This is a genomic window from Streptomyces mirabilis, assembly GCF_039503195.1.
In the GTDB taxonomy this organism is placed as follows: Bacteria; Actinomycetota; Actinomycetes; order Streptomycetales; family Streptomycetaceae; genus Streptomyces; species Streptomyces mirabilis_D.
The window spans coordinates 10,741,779-10,761,048 of record NZ_JBCJKP010000001.1; the positions used below are offsets into that span (position 1 = coordinate 10,741,779).

Annotated in this window: 21 protein-coding genes and 4 pseudogenes; 11 read left to right on the forward strand and 14 right to left on the reverse strand. The window is 68.3% G+C overall.

Features of this window, described 5'->3' with window-relative positions; translation table 11 throughout:
- Nucleotides 1–98: 98 nt before the first annotated feature.
- Nucleotides 99–680, reverse strand: coding sequence for a DUF2231 domain-containing protein (locus AAFF41_RS49075; protein WP_319753655.1), 582 nt, complete (start codon nucleotides 678–680; stop codon nucleotides 99–101).
- 968 nt (nucleotides 681–1,648) lie between these two features.
- A complete protein-coding gene (locus AAFF41_RS49085; RefSeq protein ID WP_319753654.1) occupies nucleotides 1,649–1,810 on the reverse strand; it encodes a hydrophobic protein in 162 nt (53 codons plus the stop codon).
- Nucleotides 1,811–2,024: 214 nt separating this feature from the next.
- On the opposite strand from AAFF41_RS49085, the gene AAFF41_RS49090 reads away from it, so the two are divergent.
- Nucleotides 2,025–2,198, forward strand: coding sequence for a CsbD family protein (locus tag AAFF41_RS49090; protein ID WP_319753653.1), 174 nt, complete (start codon nucleotides 2,025–2,027; stop codon nucleotides 2,196–2,198).
- 51 nt (nucleotides 2,199–2,249) lie between these two features.
- Here AAFF41_RS49090 and AAFF41_RS49095 read toward each other — a convergent pair.
- Nucleotides 2,250–2,423 (reverse strand): annotated as a pseudogene (locus AAFF41_RS49095) (sigma factor-like helix-turn-helix DNA-binding protein); the annotation flags it as partial.
- Here AAFF41_RS49095 and AAFF41_RS49100 point away from each other — a divergent pair.
- The 3 genes and pseudogenes from AAFF41_RS49100 to AAFF41_RS49110 all read left to right on the forward strand — a co-directional run.
- A pseudogene (locus tag AAFF41_RS49100) lies at nucleotides 2,422–2,721 on the forward strand (phospholipase D-like domain-containing protein); the annotation flags it as partial. The pseudogenes AAFF41_RS49095 and AAFF41_RS49100 overlap by 2 nt on opposite strands.
- Nucleotides 2,722–2,943: 222 nt before the next feature.
- Nucleotides 2,944–3,099 (forward strand): DUF6131 family protein, encoded by a 156-nt coding sequence (locus tag AAFF41_RS49105; RefSeq protein WP_319753652.1) that lies wholly within the window; start codon nucleotides 2,944–2,946, stop codon nucleotides 3,097–3,099.
- An 84-nt stretch (nucleotides 3,100–3,183) separates the two neighbouring features.
- Nucleotides 3,184–3,585 carry a hypothetical protein gene (locus AAFF41_RS49110; RefSeq protein ID WP_319753673.1) on the forward strand — a complete coding sequence of 134 codons (402 nt, stop codon included), beginning with the start codon at nucleotides 3,184–3,186 and terminating at the stop codon, nucleotides 3,583–3,585.
- Nucleotides 3,586–4,010: 425 nt separating this feature from the next.
- On the opposite strand, the gene AAFF41_RS49115 is transcribed toward AAFF41_RS49110, so the two are convergent.
- From AAFF41_RS49115 to AAFF41_RS49125, 3 genes and pseudogenes are all read right to left on the reverse strand, one after another.
- The gene (locus AAFF41_RS49115; RefSeq protein WP_343326131.1) at nucleotides 4,011–4,277 is read right to left on the reverse strand and encodes a GlsB/YeaQ/YmgE family stress response membrane protein; all 267 of its coding nucleotides are present in this window, start codon (nucleotides 4,275–4,277) and stop codon (nucleotides 4,011–4,013) included.
- A 50-nt stretch (nucleotides 4,278–4,327) separates the two neighbouring features.
- A pseudogene (locus AAFF41_RS49120) lies at nucleotides 4,328–4,667 on the reverse strand (low temperature requirement protein A); the annotation flags it as partial.
- Nucleotides 4,668–4,854: 187 nt separating this feature from the next.
- Entirely contained in the window at nucleotides 4,855–5,151 is a 297-nt protein-coding gene (locus AAFF41_RS49125) for an MBL fold metallo-hydrolase (RefSeq protein ID WP_319753650.1), read from the reverse strand.
- Between the two features lie 55 nt (nucleotides 5,152–5,206).
- On the opposite strand from AAFF41_RS49125, the gene AAFF41_RS49130 reads away from it, so the two are divergent.
- Nucleotides 5,207–5,692, forward strand: coding sequence for a tautomerase family protein (locus AAFF41_RS49130; RefSeq protein ID WP_343326132.1), 486 nt, complete (start codon nucleotides 5,207–5,209; stop codon nucleotides 5,690–5,692).
- 12 nt (nucleotides 5,693–5,704) lie between these two features.
- On the opposite strand, the gene AAFF41_RS49135 is transcribed toward AAFF41_RS49130, so the two are convergent.
- Both AAFF41_RS49135 and AAFF41_RS49140 read right to left on the reverse strand, forming a co-directional pair.
- Nucleotides 5,705–6,106: a prolyl oligopeptidase family serine peptidase gene (locus AAFF41_RS49135; RefSeq protein ID WP_343326475.1), complete on the reverse strand. Its 402-nt coding sequence runs from the start codon at nucleotides 6,104–6,106 to the stop codon at nucleotides 5,705–5,707.
- Nucleotides 5,989–6,666 carry an alpha/beta fold hydrolase gene (locus AAFF41_RS49140; RefSeq protein ID WP_425526218.1) on the reverse strand — a complete coding sequence of 226 codons (678 nt, stop codon included), beginning with the start codon at nucleotides 6,664–6,666 and terminating at the stop codon, nucleotides 5,989–5,991. Before AAFF41_RS49140 ends, AAFF41_RS49135 begins: the two co-directional genes overlap by 118 nt.
- 151 nt (nucleotides 6,667–6,817) lie before the next feature.
- On the opposite strand from AAFF41_RS49140, the gene AAFF41_RS49145 reads away from it, so the two are divergent.
- Nucleotides 6,818–9,592 carry a helix-turn-helix transcriptional regulator gene (locus tag AAFF41_RS49145; RefSeq protein WP_343326133.1) on the forward strand — a complete coding sequence of 925 codons (2,775 nt, stop codon included), beginning with the start codon at nucleotides 6,818–6,820 and terminating at the stop codon, nucleotides 9,590–9,592.
- A 208-nt stretch (nucleotides 9,593–9,800) separates the two neighbouring features.
- On the opposite strand, the gene AAFF41_RS49150 is transcribed toward AAFF41_RS49145, so the two are convergent.
- A complete protein-coding gene (locus AAFF41_RS49150) occupies nucleotides 9,801–9,965 on the reverse strand; it encodes a hypothetical protein (RefSeq protein WP_319753675.1) in 165 nt (54 codons plus the stop codon).
- On the opposite strand from AAFF41_RS49150, the pseudogene AAFF41_RS49155 reads away from it, so the two are divergent.
- Nucleotides 9,951–10,277, forward strand: a pseudogene (locus AAFF41_RS49155) (transposase); the annotation flags it as partial. The gene AAFF41_RS49150 and the pseudogene AAFF41_RS49155 overlap by 15 nt on opposite strands.
- On the opposite strand, the gene AAFF41_RS49160 reads toward AAFF41_RS49155, so the two are convergent.
- The 4 genes from AAFF41_RS49160 to AAFF41_RS49175 all read right to left on the reverse strand — a co-directional run bounded on the left by AAFF41_RS49160 (nucleotide 10,232) and on the right by AAFF41_RS49175 (nucleotide 14,673).
- Nucleotides 10,232–10,816 (reverse strand): GNAT family N-acetyltransferase, encoded by a 585-nt coding sequence (locus tag AAFF41_RS49160; protein WP_343326134.1) that lies wholly within the window; start codon nucleotides 10,814–10,816, stop codon nucleotides 10,232–10,234. The pseudogene AAFF41_RS49155 and the gene AAFF41_RS49160 overlap by 46 nt on opposite strands.
- Nucleotides 10,817–11,123: 307 nt before the next feature.
- Nucleotides 11,124–11,501: a hypothetical protein gene (locus AAFF41_RS49165; protein ID WP_343326135.1), complete on the reverse strand. Its 378-nt coding sequence runs from the start codon at nucleotides 11,499–11,501 to the stop codon at nucleotides 11,124–11,126.
- 758 nt (nucleotides 11,502–12,259) lie between these two features.
- Nucleotides 12,260–13,093 carry a PIG-L family deacetylase gene (locus tag AAFF41_RS49170; RefSeq protein WP_319753644.1) on the reverse strand — a complete coding sequence of 278 codons (834 nt, stop codon included), beginning with the start codon at nucleotides 13,091–13,093 and terminating at the stop codon, nucleotides 12,260–12,262.
- A 1,439-nt stretch (nucleotides 13,094–14,532) separates the two neighbouring features.
- Complete coding sequence (locus tag AAFF41_RS49175) at nucleotides 14,533–14,673, reverse strand: hypothetical protein (RefSeq protein WP_319753643.1); 141 nt, start codon at nucleotides 14,671–14,673, stop codon at nucleotides 14,533–14,535.
- Nucleotides 14,674–15,166: 493 nt separating this feature from the next.
- On the opposite strand from AAFF41_RS49175, the gene AAFF41_RS49180 reads away from it, so the two are divergent.
- Nucleotides 15,167–15,862 carry a type 1 glutamine amidotransferase domain-containing protein gene (locus AAFF41_RS49180; protein ID WP_319753642.1) on the forward strand — a complete coding sequence of 232 codons (696 nt, stop codon included), beginning with the start codon at nucleotides 15,167–15,169 and terminating at the stop codon, nucleotides 15,860–15,862.
- Nucleotides 15,863–16,054: 192 nt separating this feature from the next.
- On the opposite strand, the gene AAFF41_RS49185 is transcribed toward AAFF41_RS49180, so the two are convergent.
- Nucleotides 16,055–16,903 (reverse strand): polysaccharide deacetylase family protein, encoded by an 849-nt coding sequence (locus tag AAFF41_RS49185; RefSeq protein WP_415926040.1) that lies wholly within the window; start codon nucleotides 16,901–16,903, stop codon nucleotides 16,055–16,057.
- A gap of 455 nt (nucleotides 16,904–17,358) precedes the next feature.
- Here AAFF41_RS49185 and AAFF41_RS49190 point away from each other — a divergent pair, with 455 nt between their 5' ends.
- From AAFF41_RS49190 to AAFF41_RS49200, 3 genes are all read left to right on the forward strand, one after another.
- Complete coding sequence (locus tag AAFF41_RS49190; RefSeq protein ID WP_343326137.1) at nucleotides 17,359–17,562, forward strand: hypothetical protein; 204 nt, start codon at nucleotides 17,359–17,361, stop codon at nucleotides 17,560–17,562.
- A gap of 1,036 nt (nucleotides 17,563–18,598) precedes the next feature.
- A complete protein-coding gene (locus AAFF41_RS49195) occupies nucleotides 18,599–18,838 on the forward strand; it encodes a hypothetical protein (RefSeq protein WP_319753640.1) in 240 nt (79 codons plus the stop codon).
- Nucleotides 18,838–19,215: a hypothetical protein gene (locus tag AAFF41_RS49200; RefSeq protein WP_060898423.1), complete on the forward strand. Its 378-nt coding sequence runs from the start codon at nucleotides 18,838–18,840 to the stop codon at nucleotides 19,213–19,215. Before AAFF41_RS49195 ends, AAFF41_RS49200 begins: the two co-directional genes overlap by 1 nt.
- Nucleotides 19,216–19,270: the final 55 nt, after the last annotated feature.

Consider the following 19,270-nt stretch of genomic DNA (forward strand, 5'->3'; position numbering starts at 1 on the left):
GCGACCAGCCCGACTGCGCTGGCGTCTGGCCCCTGCCGTTTCGCGGGCACGGCGCCTGGACCTTCACCCGCATTCGGCATGGTCGCCACGCGCTTTGCTCAGATTGTGGGTTGCGCTCCGACGGCCTGCCGATAGGCGACGTGCCCGCCCAGCGCGCCGCTCACAGCGACCGCCGTCAGCCCACCCAATGACCACAGCCTGCCCTTCGTCGAGTGCCCGCGGAGCCGCGCCGTCAGGGACGCGGTGTAGAAGGCCACCGCGGCCACGTTCGAGACCGCGTGGGCCAGTCCGACCCGGGCCTGTTCGGGCGGCAGGTCCGCCCAGTCGGCCCAGCCGGCGACCGCTGCCGGGGCGACTCCGGCCAAACCGACGGCCGTGAGGATCGTAGGCGCGCGCTGCCCTGCGGGCACGAGGTCCAGTACAGCGGCCGACAGCCAGCAGCCGATCGGTACCTGTACCAGAATGGGATGTACGGGATGGCCCAGCGGCCTGCCGCGCAGCAGATCGCGTACCTCGCCCAGCGGGACCGAGCGGATTCCCCGCTGGAGAACCCGGATCGCCGGATCCGCTCCTACCGACCGTTCGATACGGTCCAGAGTCGTCAGCCACCATGTCGACGCGGTGTCTAGGGCCGAGGCCTTTCCCGCCTTCGTAGAGGTGTCGAGGGTGTGAGTGTTCATGCACAACGACTACCCGGCATCACGCCACCATCCCACCGCGGCCTCGACTGAACCCGAACGGTTGGCCTGCACGATTTCGGTGTCCGGCCGCTGGGCCAGCCGTGCGCCGCGGCTCGATGTCTCCCGGGTGGGCGGCAGGTCGACAGGGCGGCAGGGTTTGCCGGACGGATGAGTCGCTGGAGCCGCACAGGCCGGGGTGATCAGCGTGAAGCCTCCTCGCCGGCGGTGGCATGAGGGAGCACCATCGATCCAGTGTGCGGCCAGGCGCGGGGACGGCCGCAAGAACGCCTGTTGTCGTCCTGCGCATGATGCGGCTACGGGAGGCTACTCGACGATCTCAACCCATTCATCTCGGTGGCCGCAGGTCGACGCGGCGTTGGCGTATCGCGTCGGCCTGGGCCCATGGACGTACGAAAGGCGGACGGTGGTTCGTCGGGTGGAACCGCCCCGCTGGCTGGAGCTCGAGGCCGACAGCGGTCGGTTGGGCACGGCGCGCGTCGCCATCGAGGTACGCCCGTGGGGCGGACGGGCGCACATCTGTTTCCACCGCGTCCCGATCCGCTCGCCGGGCTGTCCGCAGCGGGGTCTCGGTTCGGCTCGACGGCCTGTCCCGTGAGCTGCTGGCCGGGGGTGAACTGGACGAGTCGATCCACGGGCCGCGTCGCGCGTTCGGCGATCGGCCGGCCCTGCGGCACATCCAGCAGACGTGGTGGATCGCAGCTTCGTCCGTTTTGCGGCCCGGGTGGCGGCCGACTGCTGTCAGTGGTCGGAGCAGGCGCCGCGCGAAGGCTCCCCCGGACGGCGACAGGCACGGTTCCCTGACCACCATCGCTGCGGCTTCCTCACCCGCGTAGCCGGAATCTTCCCGTCAGAACAGCGACCCCATTCTCTTGCGGACGCGTGGCAAACGTGGGGGCCCAGCCAGGCTTGGTGGCTGGGCCCACACGGAGAGCTGTCGTCTGCTGCGGCTACCAGCGGTACCAGCGGCCGCTTCCTCCCTTGGGGCGGGCGACGAACCCGACCAGCCAGACCACCAACACGATGACCGCGACGAACCACAAAGCCTTCAGCGCGAATCCCGCGCCGAAGAGAATCAGGGCGAGCAGAAGAACGAGAAGCAGGGGAACCATAGTTATCAACCTCCAGGCCACCGTGTGCCCAGCTTCTTCCACGTCACGCCATCGGGAAGTGAATGTTCTCCGCGATTCTTGTACGGCACACAGGTTCATCGGTTAATGACCGTGAGGTTTCTTGAGTATGTGCTGGCATCCAGTTTGAGAGTGGGCGTTCGGGTCAGGCGTGCTGATGTCGAATCCGTCGAGCGATTCCCAGGAGTTGAGTGATATGTCCGGCAGCGAGAAGACTCAGGCCAAGACCGAGCAAGCCAAGGGCAAGGTCAAGGAGACCACGGGTGGCGCCGTCGGCAACGAGAAGTTGACCGCCGAGGGCCGTGCCGAGCAGGCCAAGGGCGACGCCCGCCAAGCCAAGGAAAAGATCAAGGACGTCTTCAAGGACTGACTTCGTGATCGATGAAGTGGGGGCCACCGGTGCCTATCGGTGGCCCCCACTTCATGCCGTTCCGGCAGTTGACGGAGCAGGCGTGCTGTCCTCGTCGGCCATGCCCGTACGGAGCTTGCGCAGGACCTTCTTCAGGACGCGGGAGACGTGCATTTGGGAGAGGCCGAGCTCGGCGCCGATCTGGGACTGGGTCATCTCCAGGCCGAAGCGCATGTCGATGGATCTCACCGGCTGCGGTGTGAAGGTCTTCCAGTACCAGCCGGCCATGCTCCACACCAAGGTCCTCACCGTCGACGGGGCCACCGCACTCATCGGCTCGACGAACGTCAACCGCCGCTCCCTCGATCACGTCGAAGAGGTGATGCTCGCCGTACTGGACCCTCCGTTCACCGCGACGCTGGACCGCCACTTCAAGGAAGACCTTAAGCACAGCGAACTCATCAGTCCCGGACGATGGAAGCGGCGTGCACGGCTCCAGCGCTTCAGGGAGGCAGCTGTCCCGCCTCTACGACGCTTGCTCTGACCCCTCGGACCCGAACAGACGACGCCTGGGTGACTTGGAACGATGACCCGAGCCGAGCCGCCCCCCGGTCAGTAGCGGCGTACCACCGCCAGCAGTTCGTTCTTCTGTACCGTGCCTGGACCAGGCGCCTCGGCGATCGCCAGTCCCGTGTGGAGCGAGAGAGCGTGAAGGCGCCGATGTGCCTAATCTGGAAGAGGCATCACAGCGAAATCGGAGGACACCATGATCGTCCTCGGTATCATTCTGCTCGTCATCGGCCTCGTCGCCGGAATCAGCATCCTGTGGACCATCGGCGGGATTCTCGTCGTCATCGGAGTCGTCCTGTGGATTGTGGGCGCGCTCGGCCACGGCGTCGGTGGACGCAAGCACTACTGGTAGCAATCACATCGGCACAGGGAGCTCCGCAAACCGTGGACCTCACACAGTCCGTACCCCATGCAGGAAGAGAAGGCAGGCCAGGCCATGGCCAAGCAGCCGAAGTCGTCCCAGCCCCCGCACGGTGAAGGCCCCAGCCGGCACAAGGGCACCCAGCAGCACGGCTGGTCTCCGGACGTCGACGAGACCCGTCAACAGGACAACCCGAGCGCCCACCGCTCGTTCCACCCCGACCAGCACGCTCCCGAGAAAGGCCCCGGACGCAAGGTCTCCAAAGAAGAGGCCGGGAATCCGCACGGCAGACCCGTGAAGAGCACGAGCGACCGCGGAGAGGAACAGGGCAAAGCCCGCGGTGACGAGAAGGGCATGCACGACACCGGCCCCAAGGGCCGCTCCCAGCGCCCCAGCGGAACCAGGGACGCATCCGCCACCACAGGCGTCGACCCTCAGGACCCGCAGGACCCGCCCGGCAGCCGCAAGGCCCGCTGACCTTCGCACCCGGTCTCTCGTCGAGGCGGTGACATCACCGCCACTCAGGGTGAGCGGCGAGGTCAGGCTGGAGTGGATGGCCGCATCGTCGGCCACCAGTTGTGACTCGACAGTGCGTCTCAGCGATGTCGCCCCGGACGGGACATCACAGGGATCGTCGACGGCATCGTCCGTGCCCGTTACTACCGCAACGGCCCCCACCGATAATGCCCGCGCCGGTGAGCTGACGGAATGCGGGCCAGGCGCTGATCCGCGTACGCACACCCATGGTGTGTCCTTCGGGTGACCGGAACGCCCGGCGGCGTCGTGGGTGGTACTGCCGGACTGGCCGACCGAGACGGGTGCGGCCCGCGGAGCGTTCGGTCTTACCGGGCTCTGTCGTCCCCGGGAGCCGTCCAGTTGGCGTAGGCGCGTGCCTTGAGCGGTTACGCGTGCCGGTTGCCGGTGACGACGCGGTAGAGCAGGAGCAGGATGAGGGAGCCCACGATCGCGGCGATCCAGGTGGAGAGGTCGAAGAATCCGTCGATGGAGTCGACGCCGAGGATCACCTTGCCGAGCCAGCCGCCGAGCAGACCGCCGACGATGCCGATGAGCATGGTGACGATGATGCGGCCGGGGTCCTTGCCCGGCATGAGGATCTTGGCGATGGCGCCGGCGAGCAGGCCGATGATGATCCACGCGATGATTCCCATGATGCGTCTCCTCTTCCTGGGACACAGGCTGCGTCAGCTCTTCGTGTGCTGGCCGCCCGCAGCCACTGCATGACCATGGCCAGCCGCAGGATCACGTAGCCGAGGGTGATGACGAGATAGTCGCCGACCTCGAAGGCCCGGGGTACGCCGGCGGATAGGGGTCGTCGTCGTTGTCGTACGCGGAGGCGAACCAGGTGAAGTTCCCCCAGGCCCACCAGATCGCGAAGAACACCCAGGGTAGTTGCCCACGGCATGGCCGAGGTGCCCGCCGCTCAGGTCGCGATGCAGATGGGAGGCGGCCTGCGCGACGGCGGCGACGAAACAGAGGTCGAAGAACAGTTCCAGCGGGGTGGAGGACCGGTATGCCTCGTCGGTCCGGCGGGCCGTCATTCTGCGCAGGTTCAGCACCCGCGTGCCGCGGCCTTCCGCGGCCGGTTCCAGGCTGACCGCTTCTCTGGTCTCCCCGGGCATGGTTCGGCGATCCGTCCTGGCTGTCTGGGGCAGTTTCCGCTGCCGAGCAGGTCGTGGGCCGCGACCCACAGTGTGTAGGGGTTCGCCAGCTCGGGATGGGTGGCCGTCATGCGGTCGATGAGCTCGCCCGGCGTGGAGCTGCGTCGGCGTGCGGATGGGTGGTGTACACGTACTCGGGCTCGCAGTCGCGGGACTTCACCCACGCCGCCAGCTCCCGGGCCTCCCGCACGGTGATGAGGCCGTCGACCAGCACGGCACCGTCGTCATCGCTGATCAGCGTCGATGTGGACGGCGGCCAGGTCGCCGGGCCCACCACCTCCTCGAATCCCGGGACCGCACTCGGAATCGGCTTGGGATCTACCACGAACACGTCAAAGTCAAGGCTCATCGTCTTCTCCGGCATCGCTGACTCAGCTGGACCTCATGGTCACCCTGGGGGACTGCGGCGGAGTATCAGCATGTTGACTGCACTGCGAGCCGCGGCCGGTTGCAGTCATGTTGCTGGTACCACCCGATGGTGCGTTGCCGGATGCTGGTGCACGGACGGGCACCGGCTCGCCAAGGACCTCGCTGCCACCCTGATGGCCATCGAGGAGGTTCCGGACATCCCGATGTTCCGCCGGAACACCGCGGCCTTCGTCCACGAGTTGCCGGCAGGCGCCCTGTCGAACGTCGATGGCGCGTCCGACTACGTACGCGTGCAGGTGCTGACCAACGCGGGTGCTCTCGACCGCGACAAACAGATGGCGGTGGTGAGCCGGTTCACCGGCATCATCGCGGAGGCCGCCGACGACCCGACGCTCGCGGACCGCACCTGGGTGTTGCTGACCGAGGCCGTGCCTGGTGGGTGGGGGCTGGGCGGTCACGCGAACACCAACGACGAACTCGTCGCCGCGGCGCGCAAGCAGATCGCGGAGCTGCGGGCGATGGCCGGGGACCGGTGAGGTAGGCGATGGTCACGCTTGTTCGTGGATCCAGGCTTTCGCGAGCGTGGTCCCTATCGCGGCCTCGCCGACGTTCCGGGCGAGGCCGAGGCTGTGCGGGCCGTGGGCGAACACGTGTACGGCGTGGGGGACTTGGCCTGCCGCGAGCGCCGCGGCAAGGCGGTAGGTGTGTTCGGCGGGGACATAGGGGTCCTCCGCGGTGTGGCAGACGAAGAACGGCGGCGACCGGGGCGTGACCAGCGAATCCAGCGATGTCGACCGGCGCAGCTCGAAGCCGGCGTCCTCGCCGAGAAGGATCAGCCGGGCCGGACGGTAGGTCTCGGTCTGCATCGACGTGATGGCGTAATCGAGCACGGCGAAGTCCACCGCCTCATCGGGCGGGGCGCCCGGCGTGAGGGCGGCCAGCCCGGCCAGATGACCTCCCGCGGAGAACCCGATGAGACCGTTGCGCTGTGCGCCGGCCGCCCGCCGGCGGCGGATCTCGGCGCGCGGTCGGCGGACAGCTCGCCGAGGAAGGCGTCGAGGTCGCCCGGGGCGATGCCCTCCGGGTTGGCGTCGGACCGGGGCAGGAACGGCGGCAGAGGCGCCAGCAGCGCCGCGCCGCGGACCCGCCGCTGCCCGTACGTTCCCAGGTACCGGGTCAGTTCCCCGGTGCCGGAGCAGCAGCCGACGAGCACCGCGTCCAGCACATCCAGGACTTCCAGCAGTATGTTCAGGTCCGCGGCCGGCGTGTCGTAGTCATAACCCCCCGCCGGCCGGCCCGAGTCGCCGCTGCCGCGCCGGTCGTAGCTGATGACGCGGTACCCGGCCGTGAGCAGAGCCGCCTCCTGCTTCTCCCACGAGCGCCCGTCGGCGAGGTAGCCGTGGACCAGGACGACGGGCGGCCCCGCGCCGTGGTCCTCGTAGTGGATCCGGATGTCACCGTTGTTCTCCCGGCCGACCATGACGTACGGCATCACGAACTCGCGTTCCATCGCGCGCAGGGGACAGCATCCATACACTCAACCCTGTGCCGCGCAGCGGCCGTCCGGTATCCGCAACCTGACTGCACACGGCCTCGCGTGTCCGGATCACCTTGGCTGTGCGCGGGCCTGTTTTCGGCCGGGTGAGGGTGGCGTTTCCGCGATGACCCGCAAGGACAGCAACGTGATCGGGCGGCGGGAGGAGCTGTCACTGCTGCGGGAACTGATCGCCCCGCCCCACAAGGAAAGCCACGTTCTGCTGCTCCTGGGCGATCCGGGTCTGGGCAAGACCGTCCTGCTGGCCGAAGCCGAGCGCGAGGCCAGGGCGGCGGGGATGCGGGTGCTGGCGACCACCGGCAGGGAGTCGGAGCAGGACCTGGCGTTCGCCGGGTTGCACCAGCTGCTGCGCCCGGTGCTGGACCGCGTGGCCCGCCTGCCGACCCGCCAGGCCGAGGCGCTGCGCGGTGCGTTCGGGCTCTCCGACGACCCCGCGCCGCCCGACGCCCTGCTCACCGGGATCGCCGTACTCACGCTGCTGTCCGAGCTGTCCGACGAGCGGCCGCTGTTGGTGACAGCCGACGACACGCAATGGCTGGACCGCGCCTCCCTCGACTCGCTCGCCTTCGCCGCCCGCCGTCTGGAATCGGAGCAGCTCGTGCTGCTGGCCGGCGCCCGCGGGAACGTACCTCCCGCCGGTTTCGAGAGGGACCTGCCGCAGTTCCTGTTGCGACCACTCACCCGGCCGGACGCCGGCCTGCTCCTGGACGCGCAACCGCGCCCGCCGTACGGTCGGCTGCGTGAACAGGTGTTGACCCAGGCGGTCGGCAACCCCCTGGCACTGATCGAGCTGGCCCGGGTGATCGCCGCGGATCCCGACGCGGGGCGTCGATGGACCGCCGAGCCGCTGCCGTTCACCGGGCAGCTGACCGCCCTCATGGCCGCCCAGTACGTCACCCTGCCCCCGGCGGCCCGATCCGCGCTGCTGCTCGCCGCGGCCGCCGACAGCCCGGACCTGACCACGGCGATACCAGGGCTTTCCGCCGACGCGCTCGCCCCGGCGGAAGCGGCGGGCCTGATCCGGCTGGACACGCCGGGCCCGCGGTTCGCCCATCCGCTCACCCGGTCGGCCGTCTACCATGCCGCGCCCTTCGCCGAGCGGGCCGCAGCCCGCCGACAGGTCGCCGACGCGCTCCGCGACCAGCCCGACCGCCACGCCTGGCACCTGGCGGCCGCCGCGCTGGAACCCGACGAGCACCTGGCCGCACTGCTCGAGGACAGCGCGGCCCAGGCACAGCGCCGCGGCGGTGCCGCCGCGGCGGCACGCGCCCTCGAACGCGCCGCCGAGCTCAGCCCCGGCGAACCCGACAAGGCCCGGCGACTGCTGGCCGCCGCCGAACTCGCGCTGCCCGCCGGACAGGCCGACTGGGTACGCGAACTGGCGGGCAAGGTACTCACACTGACCTCCGACCCGGACCTGCGCATCGCCGCCCGGCTGGACATCGGCTGGTCGCTGCTGTGGTCCAACCGCAACGCCGACGCGTTCGACACACTCCTGTCCGTCGCCGCCGAGGCATCCCCCAGGCTGCCGGCCATCGCGTGGCAGGCGACCTGGATGGCCGCCACGGTCGCCCACCAGACCGGACTCCCCGAAGTCTGCGCCAGGGCGCGTGCCGCCCTCGACCTGCTCGACTCCCGGGACGGCCCACCGCCGTCGGCCGAGGACTGGCCCGCCGGCCGCGCCGACGAGTACCGGATCTGGATCCGGGCCTGCACGGACCCGTTCGGCGAAAGAGCCGACATCGTCCCCCGCCTGCGGCGTACGGCGGGAGGATCCCTCTCGGACCCGGGTACGTTCGGCGCGGCGGCCTGGGTCCTGAACGAAACCGAACTGGCGGTCAGGGTGCTGCGCGAAGCCCTCAGCCGACTGCGCGCCCCGGGCGTCCGCGGTGCCAGCGGCGGCGTGCTGTCGGCACTGGAATGGGCATGCGTAGACAGCGGGCGCTGGGACGACGCACTCGCCGCCGCCCGAGAGGCGGGCGACATCGCCGCCGCCTACAAGATGGAAACCGTCGCGGGCTCGGCCGACCTCACCACCGCCATCGTGGCGGCCATGCGCGGCGAACACGACCAGGTGGCACCGCTGCTGGCCCGCGTGCGCGCCGCCGTGGACACCTCCGAATACGGCGGGTTCGCCGCCAGGATCTGGCAGACGGCAGGTCTCGCCGCGCTGGCCCAGGGCACCTACGTGACCGCGTACGCGCAGCTCAGACGGCTCTTCGCCGCCGACGGCACACCCCTGCACCATCACTTCTCGTACCTCGCCGTCGCCGACCTCGCTTCTGTGGCGGTGCGCGCCGAACGGCACCTCGAAGCGCGTACGTTGCTGGAGCGCGCGCTGGCTCGCGTGGACCCCGCGCCCGGGCCGCGCCTGGCACAACTCACGGCCCGGGCCCGCGGACTGCTCGCCGAGCCCGACAGCGTCGAAGCCGACTTCGCCGCGCCCCTGGCCGATCCCACCGGAGACACGTGGCCGTTCGAACGGGCCCAGCTACAGCTGGACTACGGGGAATGGCTGCGCCGGCAGCGACGGATCAACGACGCCAAGCCCATCCTCGTGACCGCCCTGGAAACGTTCCGCCGTCTAGGGGCGGCACCGTGGACCCGGCGCGCGGAATCCGAGCAGCGTGCCTGCGGCGTAACGGTGCAAGCCCCGCAGGGCGCCCCGGGCGCGCTGGACGGCCTCACCGCTCAACAGCGCGAGATCGTCGTCCTTGCCGGACACGGCCTGACCAACGGCGAGATCGCCGACCGTCTGTTCCTGTCCCCCCGCACCGTCGCCTCACACCTGTACCGCTCCTATCCCAAGCTCGGCATCGCCGGCCGTCGCCAACTCCGCGACATCATCGACCAGCAGATCACACCAGGGGCCGGCCGCTAGCGCGCCGACGCCGAGGCTGCCGACGCCGGCGATTCGGCAGCCGTCGGGGAGCGTGTCCGCAGTGAGGTACTGCGCGCAGCCCTGCCCTGCGCTGCACAACAAACAACCCCAGGCCAATGACCTGGGGTTTCATACGGAGCGGGTGACGAGAATCGAATTCGCTCTCAACTTGGGCGGCGACCGCGTCTTTTCCGGACCAAGGAATCGATCATGAGGCGGCCGTCGTGTGTACTCGTACGGTTTCGGCGGTGACCACGGACACCTGGGTGCAGAACCCGGGCTGCCCCGACTCGCAGGTCTCCTCGCAGGAGCTGAAGTCGGGCACGTACGACGCGGGCACGGACACGGCACGGTCGTACCTGAAGTTCGACATGTCGAAGTTCGCCGGCAATCACATCACCGCGGCGAGGCGTACGCCTCCCGGAAGAACCGCGCCTACCTGCGGCGGCGCGGCATCCGCTGCACCATCTCGGACAAGGCTGACCAGGCCCGCAACCGCAAGAAGCGCGGCTCGCTCGGCGGCCGTCCGCCGAAGTTCGACCCCGGGGACTGCAAGGCGAGACACGCGGTCGAGTGCGGCATCAATCGCCTGAAAAGACATCGCGCCGTGGCCACGAGGTACGACAAGCTCGCGGTCCGCTACGAGGCGACCGTCCTCGTCGCAGCCATAAATGAATGGCTGTGACCAGCGTCGTCGAGAGTGATCCAGTAGCGGCGCTTGACCCCGGTTTCGGTGCTGCGCACATCTTCGAGGACGCCGCCGTTGCTTTCGATGGTCCGCGCCGAGCCGACGTTGCCGTCGTCACAGGTGAGAAGGACCCGGTCCAGACCGAGCGCCGGCGCCTTGAGCAGAACCGCTCCCAGCGCCCACGAGGCCAGTCCGCGTCTCCTGGCGGAAGGCCGAACGCTGTAGCCGATGTGTCCGCCCCCTTCCAACAGAAAGGCGTTCAGATAGTGCCGAAGGTCGATGGCCCCGAGATACGTCTCGCCGTCGACGATCCACCAATGGGTAGCGTGGACGCGGCCTTCCCCGACAGGCAGCGACCGGTCCGATTGCTGTCGCAGTCGCTCAACCCATGAGACGAACCCTTCCGGGCTGTCGAGGTCATCGTCACCAACCAGACGCAGGCCAGCCCCGTCCTGGTGAGCACCAGGCTGCCACTCGTCACGCGCCGTGAGCCACGAGGAATGCAGCCGTCCAGTGGGAGCGATCAGTTCAGCCATGCGAGGGACGATAACACCCGCACCCCTGTGTGATCAGGCACTTTGTGCCACATCGGGAGCCTGGCCTGTCGGATGGGGTGTAATGGCAACCCCCTGTCGCCTTGGCAGCAGTGGGCCAGTGCCTCAAGGCGCATGCGCTTGCCCCGTCTCATTGGATCTTGACGAGAGAGGGCCGCTGACCTGGGGGGTGACAGGTTGGGTTGCGACTCAGAGCGTGGGGGCCCGGGCTTCGGGGCGGGCTGAGCGCGGCGCCGGGTTCGCGTCTCATCGATCATGGCGAGACCGGTGGTTCCTGAGCTGGGCATTGTCAGGGTGGTGAGACGCCCTGCTCCAGGATTCGCAGTGAAGGTGGCAGTTTCCGGACCAGTCCCGGCCCGAGCTGGGTCTGAGCAACGCCAAAACGGCGTGCTGCCTCTGTAGGCAGTTGGGGGTGGTCGCGCCGGTGCGGGGAGGTGAACAGGCCGGTGAGCACGATGACTTCGGGGTAGGTGGCCGCTTCGATTCGGGGCTCGGAGGGACGGTGGGGATCACCGAACGGGTCCTCGCCCAGCACTTCGAGTCGGCGGTTCCACCTCTGCCGAAGAGGCTCTCCGCTCTGCTCACCGGTGAACCACCTGGTCAGGTAGTCGCGGGCGTCGATGAAGGCCAGCTCGGTGAAGGGATGGGTGCCCCGGCAGAGCGTCATGCGGGCGGGTCTGCCACCGGGGGGCAACCCACTCGTGGAAGAGATCGGCGAGCTCCGAGATCGTCCAGACCGTCTGGACGTCGCGGCCACGGCGGGTGGTGTCGGAGCCGACGTATCCGGCGACGTGCTGGCAGAACATCGAGTTGATGGATTCGAACGTCCCGGGGACAAGAGCCACCCCAAAGCGGGACACCGTCTCACTCAAACCCGTCCCGGCCCCGTACACCGGCCGCCCCGTACACAGATCAGTGCGACAAGACCCGCTTCACTGAGACCGGACGGCGCTGAACAGCGAGTCTCGACACCGTTGCACAAGTGCAGCTGATGCACAGTCAGTTATGGGACTGTGCAGTGAAATTTGAGACCCCACAGCTGGTTGTAGGGTCTCGCGGTTGGTGTCGGAGACCACCCTCGTGACCTGCTGCTTCTTCCGTTGCCTCACGGCGTGTCGGACATCGGAGCCTCAGCTTCGTGGCGCTTCCTCGGCGGTCTGTCTTGATCGGACAGACCGCCGGGCTTGCGACCTGGGCTGTCGCGCACCTTCCGAGTCAGCAGCCCGCAGGTCTCACACCTGTGCGGTTGCCAGATGGTTTGGGGACGAGCACAGTGTCGGGTCGGAAGTGCGGGCGCGTGGACGCCGTCGGCGAGGGCCTGGACGCGGGCTACCGGAGCGGAACTCGCGTGGACAAGCCTCCGGGTGGGTGACCCGCTCGGTCGCGCCGTGCGGTCGACGCGCTTTCCCGGCCGGGCGGAGTGGATCAGCGCAGTCCGGCGAAGAGATCGTTCTCGGGTATGGCCGCGCCGGTGGCGTCCTGGACACGTACGAAGGTCTCCATGCCCATCAACTCGCCGAACCTCTCCTTGCCCATCTTGAGGAAGAAGATGTTCTCGCCCTGACTGGCGTGCGCGGCCAACGCGTCGAACTTCTGACCGCTGAACGCGGTGGTGTCCACCCACGTGGTGATCTCATCGTCGGGGAGGCCGATCTCGGCCATCGCGGCCGCCTCGGCAGGATCCGGCTCCGGCATGTCCTCATGAAACTCGCGCATGATCTCGCCGAACCGCTGCATCATCGAGCGGGGCATCGTGGTCCAGTACACCTTCGGTGTCAGCGCGGTCATCTCCAGCGCCGCCATCGTGATGCGGTGGGCCTGGATGTGGTCGGGGTGGCCGTAGAAGCCGTTCTCGTCGTAGGTGACGACCACGTCAGGTCGGTAGTGCCGCATGAGTTCCGCGAGCCGGGCCGCGCCTTCCTGCACGGGGGTCTGCCAGAAGGATCCGGGGGCGTCGTTGCTCGGCCAGCCCGTCATCCCGGAGTCGGCATAGTCCAGCATCTCCAGATCGCTGACCTTCAGGACGTCACAGCTCGCCTCAAGTTCTTGACGGCGCATCAAGGCGACCGCCGCCGGATCGTGCCCAGGATCGCCCGGCTTGACACCCCCCGGTCCGTCACCGCAACCGCCGTCGGTGCACGTCACGAGAACCGTGCGGATGCCTTCCGCCGCGTACTGCGCCAGGACCCCTCCGGTTCCGGTCGCCTCGTCGTCGGGGTGGGCGTGTACTGCCATGAGCGTCAAGGGCCGGTCAGTCATGAAACAGTCCTCCTGCAGAAATACGTCCTGGTCAAAGTAGCGCGCCGGGCGCACAGCGATCCCGGGGCCCGGATCCTGGTGGGGCGGACGACCTTGTGGTCCCCGTGTTCCCCGCCCGTGCGGCGCCGGTCCCTCGGTCGATGCAACCGCGCCGACCCGCCCGGCTGTTCCCGGCGCGGCCACTTGGCCTTCCAAGCGTCGGTGTTTCAACGCGAACGAGGCGCAGGTGCGACCTGCATGTCTCAGCGCCACGTCGGATCCGACTTCCATCCGGCACGAGACATTCCGACACTTCGCCGCCAGGGCAGATCGTCGATCGCGGCCAACTACCCGCAGATAGCCAATAGTCGATGCGATAGTTTGTGAGTTGTGACCACTTTCGGCGGCCGTCTTCCTCAACTGGCGGGTCACCGCGGACAGCACGGGCCTCTGGTTGACCGACGCCTGGAGAACGAGGCACCTCCCGTGGGAACAGTTGCGTGCGGCTGCGTACACACGTGACGGCAGCGTCGAGATCCGCCTGTCAGGAGGGGGGATCTGGCAGCTGTCGGGACTCGGCTGGCCATCGGCTGAGCGCCTACTGAGACTGCGCCCGTCGTACGCCCGGACGAAGAGATCACCGCGCTGCGTGCCCACCCGGAGCTCCGCCCCATCGAGCGGAGCCCACCACGTAGCCAGGACAGGCCGCTGGGCCCTGCCCTCGTTGTGCTCGTCGGCTTGGATGTCATCTCCTTGCTCATCACATGAGCGTTGCGTGAAGGCGCGTGCGGCTGCACGCAGTGATGTCGGTGGCTGGTCAGTTCGCCGATGTCTCTACCGTGCCGATCACAGAAACTGTGCCGAAGCCGGTCAGGGCTGTGGCGGTGGCGCTGAGTGGGTAGCGGGCCGTGTTGTCTCGGCCTGCCGCTTGGAGTGTGGGACGCAGGCCGGGTGTGGTGCCGAGACGGTCGAGGTCCTGAGGGAGGGCGGGGGGTTTGCTGAAGTCGATGGCGGTGAGGGGATCGTTGAGGCCGGAGGTGGGCTGGTGGAGGACGGGTAGTCCTGGCGGGGGTCTGCTGGGTGGTTCCCGACCCTGCATCGGCGTCCGGAGCTGCCTGATCAGGGCAGGTGCTGGCCCATGCTGCCCGTGCTCAGCCCACGCCGTGATCGCCTGTGTCGTGGTGTCGCCGGCCGAGGCGGGGGCTCCGTGACGAGGCGGCTCAGCCAGGGACCTTCGGTCGGGCCTTCGCCGAGCTGCCGGCCGCGCTTTCCTGCGCGGCTCGTCGACCGCGTCACCAGAGCGCGGTGGCCCCGGCCGTGACCAGCCCGAGCGCGGCGCAGATGCAGAGGGTGCGCGGGACGCTCCAGCGGAGTTTGAAGATCATGAGCAGGGCGGCCGTGATGGCCTGGGCCGTGGGGCGGATGGTGTCCAGGTGGGGGATCTGGAGGTGCGGAGGGCCTCAGGAAGTGTCGCCGACCGTGGCGAAGAGTGCGTGGAGGGCGAACGGGACGGTGATGGTGGTGGAAGGGGCCAGGTAGGGCCGGATCCGCAGGGGTACGGCGATCTGGACGGCGGTGAAGACCGCGAGGATGGTGGCCACGGCCGACAGGGGACAGGGCGCGGCGGATGAGGACGCAGAGGGTGACGCCGAGCAGGAGGGCGTAGGCGGCGTAACCGGACGTACTTCGAACCCGTCACCGTCGCCCGAGCAGCCTGATCGACCTCTGCCCGGCGGATGCATCCTTCCTGACGTTTCACGATGCAAGAAGCCGTCACAGCGACGACTCGGCCGCTTGGGGCTTCCCCGCTGTCGGTGCAGTAGTGCGATGCAAGGGCACCAAGGACGCGACGACGAACAGACCGAAGAGGGTGACGGGCAGCCCGGTACGAAGCACTCCAGACGCGCCGGTTCCTCCCCGCTCGGAGTCCCCGCCAGAAGTACTCCGCCAGACGGTCCGCGCAGAAAATGCGCTGAAGCGGCGAATCGTTGCATATATGCCTAGGGTGGAAGGCGGGGGAGGGTTGTCGGCGGCGAGTCGTGTCACTGGTCGTCCCGCCGGACACGTATGCGCGTGCGAGAGGGGATCTTTGCCATGGCCAAGGTGCTTTTCATCGTGAGCGGTGCCAGCTACTGGGTGCTGAAGGACGGCACGAGGTACGCGACGGGCTACTGGGCCGAGGAGTTCGCTAACCCGTACAAGATCTTGACGGACGCCGGTCACGAGATCGTCGTCGCGACCCCGAACGGCGTGATCCCGACCGTCGACATGATGAGCCTGCGCCCCGAGATGGTCGGCGGAAACGACAGCGCCCTCGAACTGGAGGCCGTGATCCGTTCAGCGGAGGTGATGCGTCGGCCGCTGCGGCTGTCGGACGTCCGCCTCGAGGACTACGACGCGGTGTATCTCCCAGGCGGTCACGGTCCGATGTCGGACCTGGCTTGGGACGCCGACGCCGGACGGCTGCTGACGCGGCAGCTGACCTCGGGCAGCCCGCTGTTCATCGTCTGTCACGCCCCCGCCTCGATGCTGGCGACCAGGATCCACGGCGAGTCGCCGTTCAAGGGCTTCAACGTCACATGCTTCACCAATGAGGAGGAGGAGGGCGTCGGGCTGGCCTCCAGGGCGCCGTGGTTGCTGGAGACCGACGTGCAGGAGAAGGTCGGGGTCAACTTCAGCCGCGGCCCGATCTGGGAGCCGTACATGGTCGAGGACCGCAACCTGGTCACCGGGCAGAACCCGGCCTCGGCCGCGATCCTGGGCAACCGAATGCTGGAAATCCTCAAGTGAAACCGTCCCGCCCGTCTGGCGCTCTGCCGTCGCCTCACCCGTGCGGCTGGTGAGTCACACCGCCGCCAATGACCTCGCGCGGCCGCGGAACTGCACCGCGTACCGGTACGGACACGGCCCAGTTGCTTCGATCGCCTCTGAACGGCCCCACCGCCGGGACCGTGGCGCGGCGGTGGGGTGCGTCCCACGGTCTCACCCAGTCGGTGGCTGGATGTAGTCCTCCAGGCGCGCCACGGTGAATCCCTGTTTTTGGATGTGCTTGAGCAGATTGCCGAACATCTCCGTCATCGTGGTGCCCTTGAGTTCCTTGGGCCCGCGGAAGTGGGCGAGGATGATGTCGCCGGGACGCAGTTTCTTGTCCGTTTGCTGATACCGCATGGTGGTGATCTGCATGGATTCCTGCCACCGGACGATGGCCCGGGGACCGCATTCCCCCACCGCGGTCTGTGTGTCGCTGTTGTATGCGCCGTAGGGCGGGCGGAACAGCAGCGGTGCGGTGCCGTACTGCTGGGTGAGGATTTTCTGGTCGCCGCACACTTCTTCCTTCTGGCGGGCCAACGGGAGGGTGTTCATCGCGGGGTGGTGCAGGGTGTGGTTCTGGATGTGGTTACCCATCGCCTGCAGTGGTTTGAAGTACCCGTAGTCCGACTTGATGGTGTCGTTCATGAGGAACATCGTGATCGGAATCCTCAAGTCCCTCATCATCTCGATGAACTTGGGGTCCTTCTCCGCTCCGTCGTCGATCGTGATGAACACGACCTCCTGCGAGGTCGGTAGGTGCTCGAAGACCGGGACGGTTCCGGTGGCGGAGAGCTTGACGGGCTTGTCGGCCGGGGGTTTCGGGGGAGCGGGCAGCGCCGTGAGACCCCACTTCTGCCAGGCGGCGGGGCTCGGTGCGGTGCTGGGGGCCGGCTGCGACGAGGTGGCGGCCGGACCGGTTGCGCTGCCACCCCCTGCGCCGCAGCCGCCGGCCGCCATGGCCGCCACGACCGCGCCCGTCAGCGACCCGTAGAACACGCTCCGCCTGTTGTGCCGCTTCACCGCACCGGTCTTCCATAAGCGCCGTGCCTTCCTTGACTCTGCTGGGAAAGGTACCCGGCCATGCGGAAGCAGGCGTTCATTGACCAGGCCGTGTACGCCGTCGTGCCAGTTCTCGGTGAACGGCACCTCCTTGATCGCGCTTTCCGGCCCGATGCCACCGGCCGAGGTGGCGACCTCCTTCATGCTCATTTCGATGCCGAGTTCGGCGAGCGTGGCCCGCTGTGGTTCAGTGCGCCTGTCCCGGCGGCTCGTTGGTGTTGCTCGTGAACACACTCCGCTTTGCGGTCACTGGCTGTGGCTCGCGTACAAGGTCGTTTTCCCTTCGGGCGGTTTCCATGGTCCGGCAGCGCGCCGGTCGCCTGTAGCCCGCGGCACGATTCGGCCGTCGTCGAAACGAGCCCCGTTCTCACTCCCGGCCACCCAGAATGCGGAGCAGTCGAGCGAAGGAGGACTTCATGCGTGTGCGTATGCGGGCGACGGCCGTGCTGTGCGTGGCGGCTGCGGTGATGGGAGCCGTGGCCCCGGCCGCGTCGGCGCTCCCTGCTCCTTGGGAGACGAGCAGCGTGCATCATCCTGTGCACGCGCAGGGCTACCAGGGCTCGGCCGATCACCCCTCCGGCACCGTCACCGTCATGTGCCCGGGCGGCTGCTCCCAGTAAAGACTTGTCCGCTTCCGTTGTGTCCTGGTCGACGAGGCAGCACGGAGCGTTTTCGCCGATGGGCGTCCGGGCAGTGGGAGGCCCTGGCTGGACGGGGGAGACCAGCCAGGGCTTCAGCCAAGATTGTCTCGATGGGCTGGAGGTGTGACCTGGGGACACCGCCGCTCCGCAGTCACAGATGATTGCTTAACCATCCCCGGTTGTTCCGCCGTTGGCACGGGGCGCCGTGTGAAATGGAGTACGGTCAGCGGCTCTTGTGGCGGTCGAGGTGAGTGGAGATACGGCCGGGGGGCTCGAAGGGGCCTCCGACAGCAATTGGTGACGCTGGCGTTCAGCGGCCGGTTTGCGGTGCAGACCGAGGGCGCCCTTGGGGTGTCTGTCGGGCGCCCCGCGCGTATGAAGTCCCCGTACTCATCCTGAGCGATGCTTTCGTTCGCCCACCGTCCTCGCACTGCCCTTGTGCTGGTCTCGGCACCGTCGAGAGCATCTAGCTCAGCGTGGTTTCGCCGGTCGGCCAGGATCCGTTCTGGGACAACCTGCTGAAGCCCGTGGTGAGCCCCGCCGGATTCATCCCCTTACGCGCTAGCGCCTGCCGGCTTGATCGGCACGACTCCTGAGGTGAACACCCACCCCGAGGCCGGGTCGGCCCGGAGCCGGGGACGGCTGACCGGCCTGCCACGTTCTCAGGCTGCCGGTTCGGGCATGTGAATCGAGCACCCGGCAACCGTGTTGACCCCGAAGCCGCAGTCAGACGGACAGCAGCAGGCCCCTGCGACGGCCCAGTCTCCGTGAGCGGGGCTGCAAGAGGTCGGTCAAGGTGAACGCATGGTTGTGCATCGTGATCGGCCTGTCGCCACCATGGCCGCCGGCATCGACAATGCCCTGCTCACGCATTCGCCCAAGTTCTCACCTCCGCCGACCGTCGGATCCGGTCCATGGCCGCCGGACGCTCACGGTCCTGTCCGGCAGCTAGTCCCGTCGGCACGCCCGGGAGAAGGACACTCCACCGCCTGGTACCAGCTGTTACCATCAGGACATGGCGAAGACACAGAAGGGCTGGCGCGTCGACGACGAGATCGCGGAACTTGCCACGGCTCGAGCCAAGGACCGCGGTATGAGCGTCGGCGACTACATCGCTGCTCTCGTGCGGGAAGACGTCGGTGGGTTGCGGCAGCGAGGCCTGGACGCGGCGAGGCGCTTCCTCGACGAACACCAGGGCGTCTTCGACGAGGCCGAAGACGCCGACCGTCCCACCTCGGCGGCACACGCCGCGTAATGGACCTGTACATCGACGTCCCCTGGATTCTGCAGGTCGCGGAGATCGCGGGCGCGGCAGATCCCGCCCCCGACGACTACGGGGTGCCGGTGGCCGCAGTCGCCTGCCACCGCGCCGAGCTACTGGATAGTCCCGTCTACGCCGGCCCCTACGCCCGCGCCGCCGCGCTGGTGCACATCCTCGGACGCTGCCGCTGGCTCGAGCGCTCCAACATGGCCGTGGCCGCCGCAACCGGCGTGATGTATCTGGAGGCCTCCGGGATCCCGGTCAAGCCCACGCGCGAGGACGCCGTCGCCCTGCGCGACATGCTGCGTGATCCCTCCTGCACCGCCGCCCGGATCGCCGACCTGCTGCGTGCCTGGCCGCAGGCCACCTGAGCCGCATCGTTGCAGCGCGCCGTCCATCACCCGCCCGATGGACGCCGCACCGATC